At 35.9% G+C, this 13,810-nt stretch carries 11 protein-coding genes; 3 read left to right on the top strand and 8 right to left on the bottom strand.

Translation table 11 applies throughout. The annotated features are described in order from the left end of the window. Positions 1–83 precede the first annotated feature (83 nt). The 6 genes from HYG86_RS02705 to HYG86_RS02730 form a co-directional block, all read right to left on the bottom strand. Positions 84–2,066: a methyl-accepting chemotaxis protein gene (locus HYG86_RS02705; RefSeq protein ID WP_213167412.1), complete on the bottom strand. Its 1,983-nt coding sequence runs from the start codon at positions 2,064–2,066 to the stop codon at positions 84–86. A gap of 159 nt (positions 2,067–2,225) precedes the next feature. Then, positions 2,226–4,202, bottom strand: coding sequence for a methyl-accepting chemotaxis protein (locus HYG86_RS02710; RefSeq protein WP_213167413.1), 1,977 nt, complete (start codon positions 4,200–4,202; stop codon positions 2,226–2,228). Positions 4,203–4,474: 272 nt separating this feature from the next. Beyond that, positions 4,475–4,945 carry a CBS domain-containing protein gene (locus HYG86_RS02715; protein WP_213167414.1) on the bottom strand — a complete coding sequence of 157 codons (471 nt, stop codon included), beginning with the start codon at positions 4,943–4,945 and terminating at the stop codon, positions 4,475–4,477. A gap of 211 nt (positions 4,946–5,156) precedes the next feature. After that, on the bottom strand, positions 5,157–6,542 hold the full coding sequence (locus tag HYG86_RS02720) for a tryptophanase (protein WP_213167415.1): 1,386 nt from the start codon (positions 6,540–6,542) through the stop codon (positions 5,157–5,159). A gap of 114 nt (positions 6,543–6,656) precedes the next feature. Continuing rightward, complete coding sequence (locus HYG86_RS02725; protein WP_213167416.1) at positions 6,657–7,139, bottom strand: flavodoxin family protein; 483 nt, start codon at positions 7,137–7,139, stop codon at positions 6,657–6,659. 14 nt (positions 7,140–7,153) lie between these two features. Next, positions 7,154–8,311 (bottom strand): metallophosphoesterase, encoded by a 1,158-nt coding sequence (locus HYG86_RS02730; RefSeq protein WP_213167417.1) that lies wholly within the window; start codon positions 8,309–8,311, stop codon positions 7,154–7,156. Positions 8,312–8,463: 152 nt separating this feature from the next. Between HYG86_RS02730 and HYG86_RS02735 the strand changes: the two genes are divergently transcribed. The 3 genes from HYG86_RS02735 (at position 8,464) to HYG86_RS02745 (ending at position 10,887) form a co-directional block, all read left to right on the top strand. Further along, positions 8,464–9,543, top strand: coding sequence for an HD-GYP domain-containing protein (locus tag HYG86_RS02735; protein WP_213167418.1), 1,080 nt, complete (start codon positions 8,464–8,466; stop codon positions 9,541–9,543). Positions 9,544–9,649: 106 nt separating this feature from the next. After that, positions 9,650–10,261 carry an HD domain-containing protein gene (locus HYG86_RS02740; protein WP_213167419.1) on the top strand — a complete coding sequence of 204 codons (612 nt, stop codon included), beginning with the start codon at positions 9,650–9,652 and terminating at the stop codon, positions 10,259–10,261. A 134-nt stretch (positions 10,262–10,395) separates the two neighbouring features. After that, positions 10,396–10,887, top strand: a complete 492-nt coding sequence (locus HYG86_RS02745; protein ID WP_213167420.1) for a GNAT family N-acetyltransferase — start codon at positions 10,396–10,398, stop codon at positions 10,885–10,887. Positions 10,888–11,256: 369 nt separating this feature from the next. Here the strand turns inward: HYG86_RS02745 and glgA are convergent, their stop codons facing one another. Then, positions 11,257–12,687, bottom strand: coding sequence for a glycogen synthase GlgA (glgA, locus tag HYG86_RS02750; RefSeq protein WP_213169081.1), 1,431 nt, complete (start codon positions 12,685–12,687; stop codon positions 11,257–11,259). Positions 12,688–12,697: 10 nt separating this feature from the next. Beyond that, entirely contained in the window at positions 12,698–13,810 is a 1,113-nt protein-coding gene (glgD, locus tag HYG86_RS02755) for a glucose-1-phosphate adenylyltransferase subunit GlgD (protein WP_213167421.1), read from the bottom strand.

Below are 13,810 nucleotides of genomic sequence, written 5' to 3' on the forward strand. Positions count from 1 at the left end.
GGGAAATTCCATATGTGGACACAGAACAGCAATACATCCAAGTTTAGGTTAAAGTAAAGGACTCCCAACGGGAGCCCTTTTGATTATATCTTAAATTTAGTTATTTCTTGGTTTAATTTGTCTGATAAGTCATTTAGTTGTTCTGCTGCTTTTGCCACTTCTTCAGCTACCATTGCAGTTTGCTGCATAGATGCAGTTACTTGTTCAGAGGAAGCTGCTGTTTCTTCTGATACTGCTGCCACCCTTTGTATGACATCTACTATTTCTCTACCATCTTGTGCCATTGAGTCTACGTATTTTGTTATACCTTCTATCCGACCTGTGATATTTTCAATGGATTTAGATATCGTTGTAAAGGCTGAGTCTACTTCAGAAACGGCTAGATTTTGTATTTTTGCCTGTTCTTTTGTCTTTTGCATGATTTCCACTGAACGACTACTTTCTCCTTGAATTTCCGAAACTATACTAGCTATCTCACCAGTAGATTTTCCTGCTTGTTCCGCAAGTTTTCTAATTTCATCTGCAACCACTGCAAAACCTTTACCCGCTTCTCCTGCCCTAGCTGCTTCTATGGCAGCATTAAGTGCTAAGAGGTTTGTTTGATTTGATATGTTACTTATTGTTTCTAGTATCCCACCGATAGATTGTGTTTTATTATTTAATTCGATAATTGTTCTTTCGATGTTTTCTGTAACTGTATTGTTTTCTTTATTTGCATTCACTAGTTCTGAAACTGCTTTATTACCTGTTTCGTTTGCAGAGGATACTTCTTTGGTAAGCCCTAGAATTTCTGTTGAACCATGGGTAAGTTCAACAAATTTCTCATCGAGGTTTCTGGTCATTTCTGATCCTGTCTCCACATCCCGAGCTTGCTCTGTAGCTCCTTTTGCTATTTCCTCAGCTGCCCTGGAAACCTCTGTTGTGGAAGCTGTAGTTTCTTCAGTATTTGCAGCTAGGGTTTCAGATGCCATGCCAAGCTGTTGGGATACGTTTTGAATATCCCTAAGTAGGCTTCCAAGCTGGTCAACCATTTGATTTATTGCTTTCCCTAATGTACCTATCTCATCTTTAGATTTTATATTAGTTTTTACAGTGAAATCTCCTGCACTAATTTTCTCTAGGTCTTTCACTAGCTGCTTTAGGGATTTTGTTATGGTAAAGGATAGTAGGTAAGCAAGTAAAGCTGCTATAACTATTGCTATAATAGCGTTTATAATTAGGTCTCTTAGTACAACTGATACATTGCTATATACCTCATCATAAACTGGTGAACCGATAATCTTCCATCTTGTGCTCTCTATTGTATTGTAAACTGCATAACGGCTTTCACCTTGGAATTCAAAGTCTAATTCACCAGAGTTGTTTGAAGTTATAGCTGCTAATAATTCATCTATAGGAAGTATTCCTCCTATTAATTCACGATCTGGATGTGTAATTATAGTCCCGTTGTCAGATAGTAAAGCAACTGTACCAGTTTGCCCAATTCTAATACTATCCACAAAGCCTTGGAGCTCGTATAGGTTTATATCAAAGGTTAAAACCCCAATAAATTCATTATTGTCAAAGGAGTTATAAATAGGAACAGCTGTAGATACCACAAAGCCAGACCCATCCCCACTTTCGTATACATCTGTCCATATTAGTCCGTCCCTGGCTAGTGCATCCACATACCAAGGCCTAATTGTGGGATCATAGTCTTCTAATTCCACATGTGGGTAGATATAAAAATCCTTATTAGGTGTACCTAAATATACATGGGTTATGGCATCGTAAGTTTCAGCCACTGACTGAAAATTTTCAAGCATTCTTTCTATGTAATATTCAGATTCAGTTCCCCTTTGAACCTCTTCTAGTTTTGACATGCTCACTAATGAATTTGTCAGTCCTTCTAGATAAATATTTACTGTATTATTGGCCAGGTCTAATGTTTGATTTGATGTTAGTTTAAACTCAGTTATGAGGATCTCGGTGGTGTTTGTGTAGTTCATATACCCTAGAAACGACATTGGTAGTACAACAAGTAGGATAACAATTGCGATAATTTTCCATTGAATAGATATGTTCAACTTTAAAGCCTCCTTAAGTAATATATTTTTACAATTTATAATACTATCACAATGGAAATAGTAAACAATAGTACATAGGTCACAGGGAAATAATTACCATGGAAAAGTTTAGGATAACAGAAAAAGATATAATAAAGGACCCCTCTCGGAGTCCTTCTATTATATCTTAAATTTTTGAACTTCTTTGCTTAGTTTTTCTGATAGATCATTTAGTTGTTCAGCTGCTTTGGCAACCTCATCAGCTACCATGGCAGTTTGTTGCATGGATGCTGTAACTTGTTGAGAAGATGCAGCTGTTTCTTCTGATACAGCTGCAACCCTCTGGATTGCATTAACTATATCTTTACCATCTTTACTCATTGTTTCAACATATGATGTTATGTTCTCTATGCGTCCAGTTATATTACCTATGGATTCATATATAGTTGAGAAAGCAGTGTCAACATCTGTTACTGCAATGTTTTGGATTTTTGCCTGCTGTTTTGTAGATTGCATTATTTCCACGGAACGGCTACTTTGTCCTTGGATCTCTGAAACAATGCCTGCTATTTCTCCAGTGGACTTCCCTGCCTGCTCAGCAAGTTTCCTTATTTCATCTGCTACCACAGCGAAGCCTTTCCCTGCTTCCCCTGCCCTTGCAGCTTCAATTGCAGCATTTAGTGCAAGCAAGTTTGTTTGATTTGATATACTGCTTATTGTTTCTAAGATGCCACCTATGGATTGGGTTTTGTTGTTTAATTCAACGATAGTTCTTTCTATGTTCTCAGTTACTGCATTGTTTTCTTTGTTTGCATTTATAAGATCCGTTACTGCCTTGCTTCCACTTTCATTGGCCTTTACCACTTCTTTAGTTAACGCAAGCATTTGTTGTGACCCTTCATTTAATTCAAAGAATTTATTATCTAAATTTCTAGTCATCTCAGAAGATGTTTCTACATCTTTGGCTTGCTCTGAAGCACCCTTAGCTATTTCTTCTGCTGCCCTGGAAACTTCACTTGTTGATGCCGTCGTCTCTTCTGTATTTGCTGCTAATGTCTCCGATGCAATTGATAATTGCTGGGAAACGATTTGTACATCCTGAAAGAGTATAGATAGTTGGTCCACCATCTTATTTACTGCTTTGCCTAATGTTCCTACTTCATCCTTAGACTTAATATTGGTTTTTATGGTAAGGTCACCATTGGAGATTTTGTCTAAGTCTTTTACCAAAGAGTTAATTGGCTTTGTAATTGTTAATGATAAACCAAACCCTATAAGGCATGCGAATATGATTGTAACTGCTCCATTGATAAGAATGTCATTTAAAATAATGCCTACCTGGTTATGAACTTCTGCAAGTTCCGGTGTTCCGATAATCTTCCAACCTGTCCTATCAATTGTACTAAACATTGATATGCGTTCTTCATCTTCATATGTAAATTCAACTTCCCCTGATTTACCACTCAAAGCACTCACAAGTTCCTCAATTGGAAGTATTTTACCTATCAAAGTATGATTCTCATGGGTTATTACTTTACCGTCACCTGCTGTTAGGGCAGCTGTACCCTGTTCACCAATTCTTATTCCATCTATAAACCCTTGAAGATTAGATAGATTAATGTCTATGGCAATTACTCCCACTAACTCACCTTGGTTATAACTATTGTATAGTGGCATTGATGCTGTAACAACCATGCCTAATCCGTTACTACTTTCATAAACATCTGTCCATATTAGTCCATCTTTAGCTACTGCTTCTGTGTACCAGTTTCTGCTTGTGGGGTCATATCCTTCTGGTAGGTCTGCAGGGGGATATGTATAAAACTCCCTATCGGTAAGACCAAGATAAACATGTGTGATTTCATCGTAGGTATCTGAAACAGATTTAAATCTCTCTAACATCTTGGCTTGATTATCCTCTGACTGGGCAATACTTTGCACCTCTTCTAAAAGAGTTACGCTGGTCAAAGTGTCCTCAAGGGACTTTAAGTAAATATCTAGTGTTTTTTCTGCTAATTGGGTTGTTTGATAAGACGTTAATTTGAATTCATCTGTAAGAATTTCTGTTGCTGTTTTATAGCTCGAAAATCCTAGATATGCTGTTGATGCTATAACTAGTATAGTTATTCCTGCGATTATTTTCCATCTAATTGACATTGCTGTAAATTTCCTCCCTAGTTTTTTATTTGTTTTATTAAGTTACATATTATTCCATGGAAAGATATGCAAGTATCATGCCATGATTAAAAGGCCTGTTTATAGGCTTTCTAAAAAAATAATTGTATAACTACGGAATGAATATAAACCATCATATTTGCAAAACCCAGTTAGCATGAGATTAAAGCGGTTCATTCTTATTCCGGTTGGTTTGTTATCGTTCCATTTTCTGGACACCTAAAATCATACTACCCCAAAATATAAAAAGACACCTATTCACGGTGTCTTTTTCCCACATATTCCTGTTCATCTATTGTGTTAAATGCAGCCTTTGATGTTGCCGCTAGATACTTTTCGTAGCAATAATTCATAATGTCACTTCTTTTTATTATACCTATAAAGATTCCTTTGTCATCGATAACTGGCACAAAGTTTTGATTTACTGCAAGTTCTATCAGATCTTCTATATTTGAGTTTATAGAAACTGGTTTGTTCGTTATGTGTTTTGGAACTTCTTTGATGGATACTTTGCTGGTGTCTTTAAAGCTAAGATCAGGTGAGTTCTTCATCTTCCAAAGCAAATCACCTTCTGTGATAGTCGCTACGTACTTACCTTCACTATTTATCAATGGAATGGCTGTATATCTATGGTACCCCATTCTCTCAAGTATTTGCCTCATTGTTGCATCATCAGACTCGTAAATAACGTCACTTTTCGGAGTCAGAAAAAAAGCGATATTCATAAAAAAATATACCTCCCTTATAGTTATTCCATCATTCTCCCCTTTAACATCCCCCCTTATTATATTTCACTATCTATAATTATATCATAGTTTTAGCACCATTTTTATTTTATTAGATTATTTAACTTATGTGAAGTGTTTTTATAAAAGTTTACACTTTGTTTTCAAAAGATAAGACACCACTTTTGCTTTTGTGGTGTCTTATCTTTTATTATTCTACTGGCGTAAGCCTAGCTGTAAAATGTCTCAAAATCTTTGGCTCGTAGGTAAATTCTAAGCCCTTTAATTCTGAAGAAAAATCTTTAATTGCTATTAGCCCATCAGCAATTACGTCCATATGGTCGTTTGTATATACTCTTCTTGGTATAGTTAAACGCAATAATTCTAATGGTGATTCTAGATTTTCTCCAGTATCAGGATCTCTACCAAGTAAGAAAGATCCTATCTCAACACTACGCACACCTGATTGAACATAAAGTGCATTTGCCAGTGCTTGAGCTGGGAATTGATAGTATGGTATATGTGGTAGCATCTTCTTCGCATCTACGAAGACTGCGTGACCTCCCACGGGGTACTGAATTGGAATGCCAGCCTCTTTAAGTCTCTCACCTAAATACTCCACTTGACCTATCCTATATTCTAAGAAATCAAGTTCAGACCCTTCATATAACCCTCTAGCTAGGGCCTCCATGTCACGTCCTGCCAATCCACCGTAGGTTGGGAAACCTTCAAGGGGAACTACCCTTGATCTACACTGGTTGTACAGTTCTTCATCTTCTTTTATTGCCAGTACACCACCGATATTTACAATAGCGTCTTTTTTAGCTGACATGGAAAGGGCATCACCGTAGCTAAACATCTCTTTAATTATTTCACGGATAGTTTTGTCTTGGTACCCTTCTTCTCTTTTCTTAATGAAGTATGCATTTTCTGCAAATCTTGCAGCATCTATTACCACTGGAATGTCATACTTTTTAGCTAAGTTATATGTAGCTTTGATATTTTCCATGGAAACAGGTTGCCCACCGGCACTATTACAAGTAACTGTAATAATAACCATGGCTATGTTTTCTTTGCCTTTATCCTGTATTACTTTTTCAGTTTGTTCAAGGTCAAAATTACCTTTAAATGGGTGAGGAGTAGTAGTATCATATGCTGCATCTATAACTGTGTTTATTGCTCTTCCCTCAGCTAGCTCCACATGAGCTTTAGTTGTATCAAAATGCATATTTGATATACAAAATTGACCTGGTTTGATTAAAATTGGAAATAATACCTGTTCTGCACCTCTACCTTGGTGTGTAGGGATGGTGTAATTGTATCCGATAATGTCTTTAATAGCGTTAGCCAGACTGTAATAATTTCTACTTCCGGAGTAAGCTTCGTCACCTAACATCATACCTGCCCATTGATTGTCACTCATGGCACCTGTACCGCTGTCAGTTAAAAGATCGATATAAACATCTTTGCTATCAAGACTGAACAGGTTGTGACCTGCCCTTTCTAGAGCGTTTTCACGTTCTTCTCTGGAAATCATTTTGATAGGCTCAACCATTTTAATTTTAAAAGGTTCAGCTTTAGGTCTTTTTACCGCCATTTTGAATCCCTCCGAATTATATGTATTTTTTATAATATGAATATTGTAACTCCCAAATATAAAGGTAACATATATTGTCCTAAAGTTCAAACATTTAATGTTTGAACTTTTAGTTTATTGCATAATGGCCTTTGCCCATTCCATTGCTCTATTAGCATTAAAGTTTTTATCTTTTAGAAGGGGCTCAAAAAAATCCTTTTCCCCCACAAATGAGTTGCCTGGTAGAGCATCTTTTAATTTTTCAAAGGTCTTTGCATTTTGTCCCCCATGGCAGGTAAAAAGAGCAACTTTTTTGTTTTTTATGTTGTGCTCTGATATGAATGTGTTAACAGGTGGTGCATAGGTCCAAGCCCATACTGGGGTGCCAACAAATATAACATCATATTTATCTATCTCTATGTCTACATGCTCTATATCTGGCTTTTTCTTCATCATTATTTGGCTCCCTCCCCAAACGTATTTCATAAATCCTTTGGTTTTTATTTCATTGACTGGCTTAATTTCAACAATATCAGCATTTATGGTCATGGCTATACTCTCCGCAATGAATTTTGTATTACCTTCAAATGAATAAAAAACCACTAAAGCTTTTCCCATAAAAAATCAACCTCCTAATTAAATGAAATATTTATTTTAACTATTTCTCCCCGGGTTCCAAGTCTTATGGGGGGACCCCATGTACCAAATCCAGATGAAACTATTACTTTCATATCTCCTTTTTCAGATAATCCCCAATGGTTTTCGAAGATAAAGTTTGTAACAATGGCATTGGGGAAAATTTGGCCTCTGTGTGTATGTCCTGACAGTAGGAGGTCAACTCCTCCTCGTTCAGCCTCATTTATACTCTTGGGCTGGTGATCCATCATTATCAAGGGTAGGTCTTTATCAATATCAACTAACCACTCATCCAAGCTCTTCCTTGGAACTCCTGAAATACGAGCCCCTGTGGGATCATTTCTTCCAGCCACATAAAAACTTTCTTCTACTAAAACATGTTCATCTATCAAAACAGTTATCCCTGACTTTTCAAGGTAGTGGGTTATTTCCTCTACATGTCCTCCTACATACTCATGATTTCCTAAGGATGCATACATGCCGTACTTTGGTTTAAGCCTGCCAAATGATTTATACATCTGTTCACTGACATATGGCCGTATATCTTCATCAACTATATCCCCAGCAAAAAAAATTATGTCTGGATCAATATCATAAACCATATCAACCATTTTCATTAAACGTTTGTTATCGATGATTTTTCCTAAGTGCACATCTGTAATCAGCACAGCGTTGAGGTTTTCTAATTTAGCCCCTTTAGGGATGTGAATATCATACTCCACTATCACAGGGTTTCTAGCTATATGTGTACCGTAGATTAATACTACAAAAAGTGTAAAGAAAATTAGTACTCCCGTAGCATTTAAATACAATGGATTGTGTGTTAAACTACCATTAGCAATATTTGTCACTTCAAGTAGCCGAGATATTATATCAAGAATAACAAACATAAATATAAGGTAAAACAATATCCCTAACCAGTACGCACCAATATTTGTTATTATTTTTGTTAGAGATAAAGGTATATATGCTTTAAAAAATCTACTTATTACATAAGATGCAGCAATGGAACCGAATAAAAACCAATATACAAATAGATTCAAATTTGGGATCCACTGGGATAATACTCTTAAAATTCTAGTACCTATATAATAACATACTAAGCCATATAATATAGTGGCCGTTGTATAAACAAAGTAAAAATATGGTCTCATTTGTTGCCTCCAGTTTGATATGTTTATTATCTTACTATTTTTTCCATATAATTATTAAATAACAAAAATTTTATTTTTTTTTGTCTTTCTAATATTATCCATAGAAGCTATAATAGTTTTAGACAATTTATATTTACACCAGGAGGATATTTATGAGACTAGTACCTATTGTCAGCGTTAAAGAAGGTTATATACTAGGAAAATCACTATACAACGAAAATGGTCAACTACTAATTGCTAAAAATACTGGTTTAACACAATCTATGATTAGTAAGATTGTAAGCCTTGGATACAATTCTGTCTACATTGCAAGCCAGTACACAGAAAATGAGATTGACGATATTATAAAACCTAAATTTGTTCAAAAAACAATGCTTTTAAGCAAAAGAATCTCGGGTATGATTGTTTCTAAAAAAGGTAATATCCATTCTTCTTTAGGAGAGCTTAGTGATATTGTTGATGAAATCATAGATGAGATACTAAACTCTAGGGAAATATTTCTTAATTTACTAAATGTATCTTCTTATGATGACTACACATACAAACATTGCCTAAACGTAATGTTTCTTTCCATTTCCATTGGCAGAACTTTGGGTTATACTAAAGGCCAGCTCCATGACCTGGCCATTGGTGCACTTTTTCATGATATTGGAAAACTATTTGTCCCAAAGGATATTTTACTTAAACCCAGTGCCCTTTCTAATCAAGAATTTGAGCTTATGAAAAGTCATTCCCGAAAGGGCTTCGATTTTTTAAAAGAGTATACTGATTTATCTGCTATTATTCGGATTGTAAGCTTAGATCATCACGAAAAGTGGGATGGTACTGGGTATCCTCAAGGGAAAAAAGGTGATGAAATACACCCTTTTGGAAGGATTGTAGCAGCATGTGATGTTTTTGAGGCATTGACTGCAAATCGCCCCTACAGAAAAGAGATTTCTTTATGGGAAGCTAGGGAGTACATATTAGGCGGTGGAGGATCTTTTTTCGATTTCCAGATAGTTCAAGCCTTTGCTCAAACTGTTAACCCTTTCCCTGTGGGTAGCTATGTTAGACTTTCAGACGGCAGAGAAGGCATGGTAAAAAGTTCTAATAAGAACTTTTATACTAGACCAGTGGTAGAAATTCATTGTGAGCAAGGGAGAAAAATTGATCCATATACTTTTGACATGCTAGATATAAATAGTATTATCGTTGAAGATATAATTCCTGATTTTTCATATACTGCTTAATAGGGTGAGCCCATGGCTTACCTTTTTTTAATAGCAATTTTTGCACCCCTCTACATAACTTAATATTACCATTGGTTAAAATAATATATAGGGAGGAATACAGAAAATGCTAAAAAGAGAACTCTTTGTTCAAGAATTATACAAGCTTAGGGATTTTCCTAATGAAAACTCCACATGTGATAAAATACTTGCTACCTTTAATATATGGGCAGCTAAATTGGATACAAGTTATCTGAATACACCTACAGGTATACATGGTATTGGACATGCTAACCGGGTGTTGTTTTTAAGTATACTCCTATCAGAGCTCTATAACTTAAGCGACAAAGACAAAGAATTAATATTTACAAGTGCTATCTTCCATGACATAGGCAGAATCAACCAAGATATAAACGCTATACACGGAGAATTGAGCTATAGGAAAATGCATCAGTTGGCCCTTCTTTCTCCTCAATCATTAGGTTGCGAAGACGATAATGTTCTAAAATATATAATGGAAAACCACTGTAAATCAGATAAGAAAATTTATAACCAAACTGGCCAATATAGCATTAGAGATGGCAATAGAGCTGTTTTCTTGCTTAAATTGTTTAAGGACTGTGACGGATTAGACAGGGTAAGACTTGGTGATTTAGATATAAATTACTTGCGTAACGAAAAATCCAAGAAATTGGTTGATATAGCTTATTTGTTGTTACTGCATACAAAGTCCCCGTGAATTTCTAGTAGTTTTCTTCACTGTATTTCCCTGTGCTGACTACAGCCCTTAACAGTAAGTGCTCCCCACAAAAACTATTTTACAAAAAAGCTAAAATGTTGGATAATATATTTAGCAAAGGGGGAGTTATGTCTATGGATTTAACATTCAGTAAAATTACCACAGATCATATGGGTCCAATTATGGATTTAGTTGCAGAGTTAAAGGAAGAACAGGCTGGTGTATCATTTATAAGGGTTAATAGCCAAGAAGATTTGATTGAGTGGCTTGAGGACCCTAAGGTTTATGTATATGGCTCTTTTATTGATAACAAACTGGTTGGTATCTTTAAAGCTACTCAAGGTGAAAAAGGTAAGGAGCACAGTTGCCATATCGCTTCAGCTTTAACTAAGGCATGCAGGGGCAAAGGAGTGGGCAAAAAGCTTTTGAATTACTCTTTGGAGCAATTGCAACTAGAAGGTATATGGATGGTTCGAGCTTATGTTTATAGCAATAATACTTCTTCCTTTACAACACTACTATCTGCAGGTTTCCAATGGTCAGGTACAGTACATAAACATCATTGGGATGACAAGTTAGGTAAATATATTGATGATTTAATCTTCCATAAAGAATTACCCCATTAAAAAAAAGATATAAAAATTTAAGCCGCCCAAGGTATTTGGGCGGCTTAAATTGATGACAAAGTCATTTTATAGGAATGTCGCATATTAAACGCTGCACAAAATTCTCCGTCGAGACTTAAGGCTTCTATCTAAACTCCAGAAGGGTACCGCTCCAATTCACCGTCCATGGTGTAGGGGGTGGTCTTGTACCACCCTGACCTCCAAAAGGGCTAGATAGTTTTGATTGTCAGGGTCCCACAAGGGGACCCCCTACCAGTCTCCTCGAATTAATTGTACTGCTTTTTAATATACACATCTAGGGTCAATGACTTTGTCTTAGATTTGTCTACAAGCTGAGCCGCCCAGGAATTGGCGGTTTTTTTGTACTCTTTACAATATTTCTTTATACATTTCCAAATAGACTTTGGCTGATTTCTCCCAACTGAAGTCTGATTCCATGGCATTCTTTATTAAATGGTACCATATATGTTTTTCATTGTAATATATGTTAACTGCTCTCTCAATAGTATATAGCATCTCATGGGCGTTATAGTTTTCAAAGCTGAAACCATTGCCTTCACCAGTGTACTTATTGTATGGTGTTACGGTATCTTTTAGGCCCCCTGTTTCACGAACTACTGGAATGGTTCCATATCTTAATGCTATCAACTGACTCAACCCACATGGCTCAAATAAAGATGGCATAAGATAGATATCAGAACCTGCGTAAATTTTTTGTGCCAGTCCTTCGTTAAATGTATTACTAAAGGAAATTTTATGGGGAAACTGTTCCTGAGCCCTGTGAAATAATTCCTCGTATTTTTTATCCCCTGTCCCTAATATAATAAATTGGACATCCATACCTAGCATTTCAGAAATTACCCCTTCCACAAGGGGTAATCCCTTTTGTTCTGTAAGTCTACTAACAATAGCTATCACAGGTACCTCACGCCTATGGGGAAGGCCTAGTTCAGTTTGGAGAACCATTTTATTTGTATACTTTTTTTCAATGGTATCTAAACTGTAGTTTTCGAATATTAATGGGTCTACAGCAGGATTGTATTTAGCATAATCCAATCCATTGAGTATTCCCCTTAATTTTTCGTGCCTGTAACATATTAAGCCTTCAAGTTTTTCACCGAAAAAAGGGTGTTTGATCTCTTGTGCGTAAGTAGGACTTACAGTGTTAAATACATGGGAAAAGTTTATGCCACCTTTCATAAAGCTTATGTTGTTATAAAATTCAACTCCATCTAGGTTAAAATATAAATCACTAATTTGCAATAGGTCTGTTAGGACTTCTTTTGGAAAAACCCCCTGAAATTTAAGGTTATGAACTGTAAACACAGTTTTTACATCTGAATATAAAGGCTCAATAGATTTCTTTTCAGTCAAAATCAAAGGTACCATGCCACTATGCCAGTCATGGCAATGAACAATATCTGGAATAAAATCCACATGCTGTAAAAATTCAACCACAGCTTTACAAAAAAAAGAGAATCTCTCTCCATCATCTACAAATCCATATAGACCATCTCGACCAAAATAGTATCTGTTATCCAAAAAATAGTACTTCACTCCATCTAATTCCAATTCCTCTATGCCACAAAATTGATTTCTCCAACCAACTGGCACATCAATACTTTTTATCCACTTCATTTGCTCTGTAAACTTAACTGGTATGTCCTTGTATTTAGGCAGAACAACCCGCACATCTACACCTTGTTTTTTTAACTCCACAGGCAGTGAACCTATTACGTCTGCTAAACCTCCAGTTTTAATAAAGGGTACGGCTTCAGAAGCTACATGTAAAATTTTCATAGTCATAGATTTACATCCTCGTGCGCCTTTCTATGACAGTTGGGTATTGTTTGGGAGAGATTATCTTAGTATTTTCATTAAGTACTATATCCTTATCTAAAATTGCGTTTTCTAAGGTGGCATCTAGCCCTATAACACCCTTTTGCATCACTATACTATCCTTTACCACAGCTCCTTTTTCAACTTTTACACCTCTAAATAGTATGCTGTTTACTACGCTACCTTCTATAATACAGCCATTTGCAATCAGGGAATTTGCCACTTTAGAACCAGCACAATATTTCGCAGGTGGCTCATTTTGAACTCTTGTTAATATGGGATGGGGTGATATAAAGAGGTTTTTCCATGTTTGAGACTCTAATAGTTTCTTACTATACTTATAGTAAGAACAGGTACTATGAATTTTACCCCAAAAACCTTTATAGCTGTAAGCCATCATTTTCAATTGATTTATTTTCGGTATAATTCCATCTTTAACTAAGTCGTCAAGGCCACGACTTATGCAATGATCAATCAACTCAATAAGAATCTCTTTTTTTATCAGCATGATACCTAGGGAAAGATTGTTGTTAATCTTTTTTTGTGGATTGACAGCTATATCTGTAACCCTCTCATTGTCCATTTCAAACATTGTATGGTTGTGAGCTTGAAATTTATCTTCCATCTGCTGGTAGACAAAAGCTATATCGGCTTTCTTGTGTTTAAAAAAATCCCAAAGTCCATTGAAATCCATGTTATAAATTACATTTGAGTTGGCTAATAATACATATTTTTGTGTGCTGAATTTTAAATAGTCTAGGTGTTTATGGTAGTAGTCAACATCACCTAAATTTTTGTAGTAGCTTTCCTTTTCAAAAACAGGAGGTAATATAAAAAGTCCATCTTTTTTGCTATTAAGATCCCAGTCAGCCCCGGATTCTAAGTGTTCTAGCAACGATCTGTTTTTTCGTTGTGTAACAATACCTATATTCCTAATCCCTGAATTCACCATGCTAGATAAGGGGAAATCTATTAGCCTATATCTACCCCCAAAGGGAATGGCGGCGATTGATCTATGGCTTATTAAATCCCTTAGATTTTCTCCCACTATTGTATCATTTATAATTCCCATAACCTCTCTCAT

The sequence above is a fragment of the Alkalicella caledoniensis genome (assembly GCF_014467015.1).
GTDB lineage: Bacteria > Bacillota > Proteinivoracia > Proteinivoracales > Proteinivoracaceae > Alkalicella > Alkalicella caledoniensis.

Excerpts from the sequence above, each read along its gene's own strand:
- HYG86_RS02710 (WP_213167413.1), bottom strand. The coding sequence starts at position 4,202 with ATGTCAATTAGATGGAAAATAATCGCAGGAATAACTATACTAGTTATA.
- HYG86_RS02715 (WP_213167414.1), bottom strand. The coding sequence starts at position 4,945 with ATGAATATCGCTTTTTTTCTGACTCCGAAAAGTGACGTTATTTACGAG.
- HYG86_RS02720 (WP_213167415.1), bottom strand. The coding sequence starts at position 6,542 with ATGGCGGTAAAAAGACCTAAAGCTGAACCTTTTAAAATTAAAATGGTT.
- HYG86_RS02725 (WP_213167416.1), bottom strand. The coding sequence starts at position 7,139 with ATGGGAAAAGCTTTAGTGGTTTTTTATTCATTTGAAGGTAATACAAAA.
- HYG86_RS02730 (WP_213167417.1), bottom strand. The coding sequence starts at position 8,311 with ATGAGACCATATTTTTACTTTGTTTATACAACGGCCACTATATTATAT.
- HYG86_RS02735 (WP_213167418.1), top strand. The coding sequence starts at position 8,464 with ATGAGACTAGTACCTATTGTCAGCGTTAAAGAAGGTTATATACTAGGA.
- HYG86_RS02740 (WP_213167419.1), top strand. The coding sequence starts at position 9,650 with ATGCTAAAAAGAGAACTCTTTGTTCAAGAATTATACAAGCTTAGGGAT.
- HYG86_RS02745 (WP_213167420.1), top strand. The coding sequence starts at position 10,396 with ATGGATTTAACATTCAGTAAAATTACCACAGATCATATGGGTCCAATT.
- glgA (WP_213169081.1), bottom strand. The coding sequence starts at position 12,687 with ATGAAAATTTTACATGTAGCTTCTGAAGCCGTACCCTTTATTAAAACT.
- glgD (WP_213167421.1), bottom strand. The coding sequence starts at position 13,810 with ATGAGAGAGGTTATGGGAATTATAAATGATACAATAGTGGGAGAAAAT.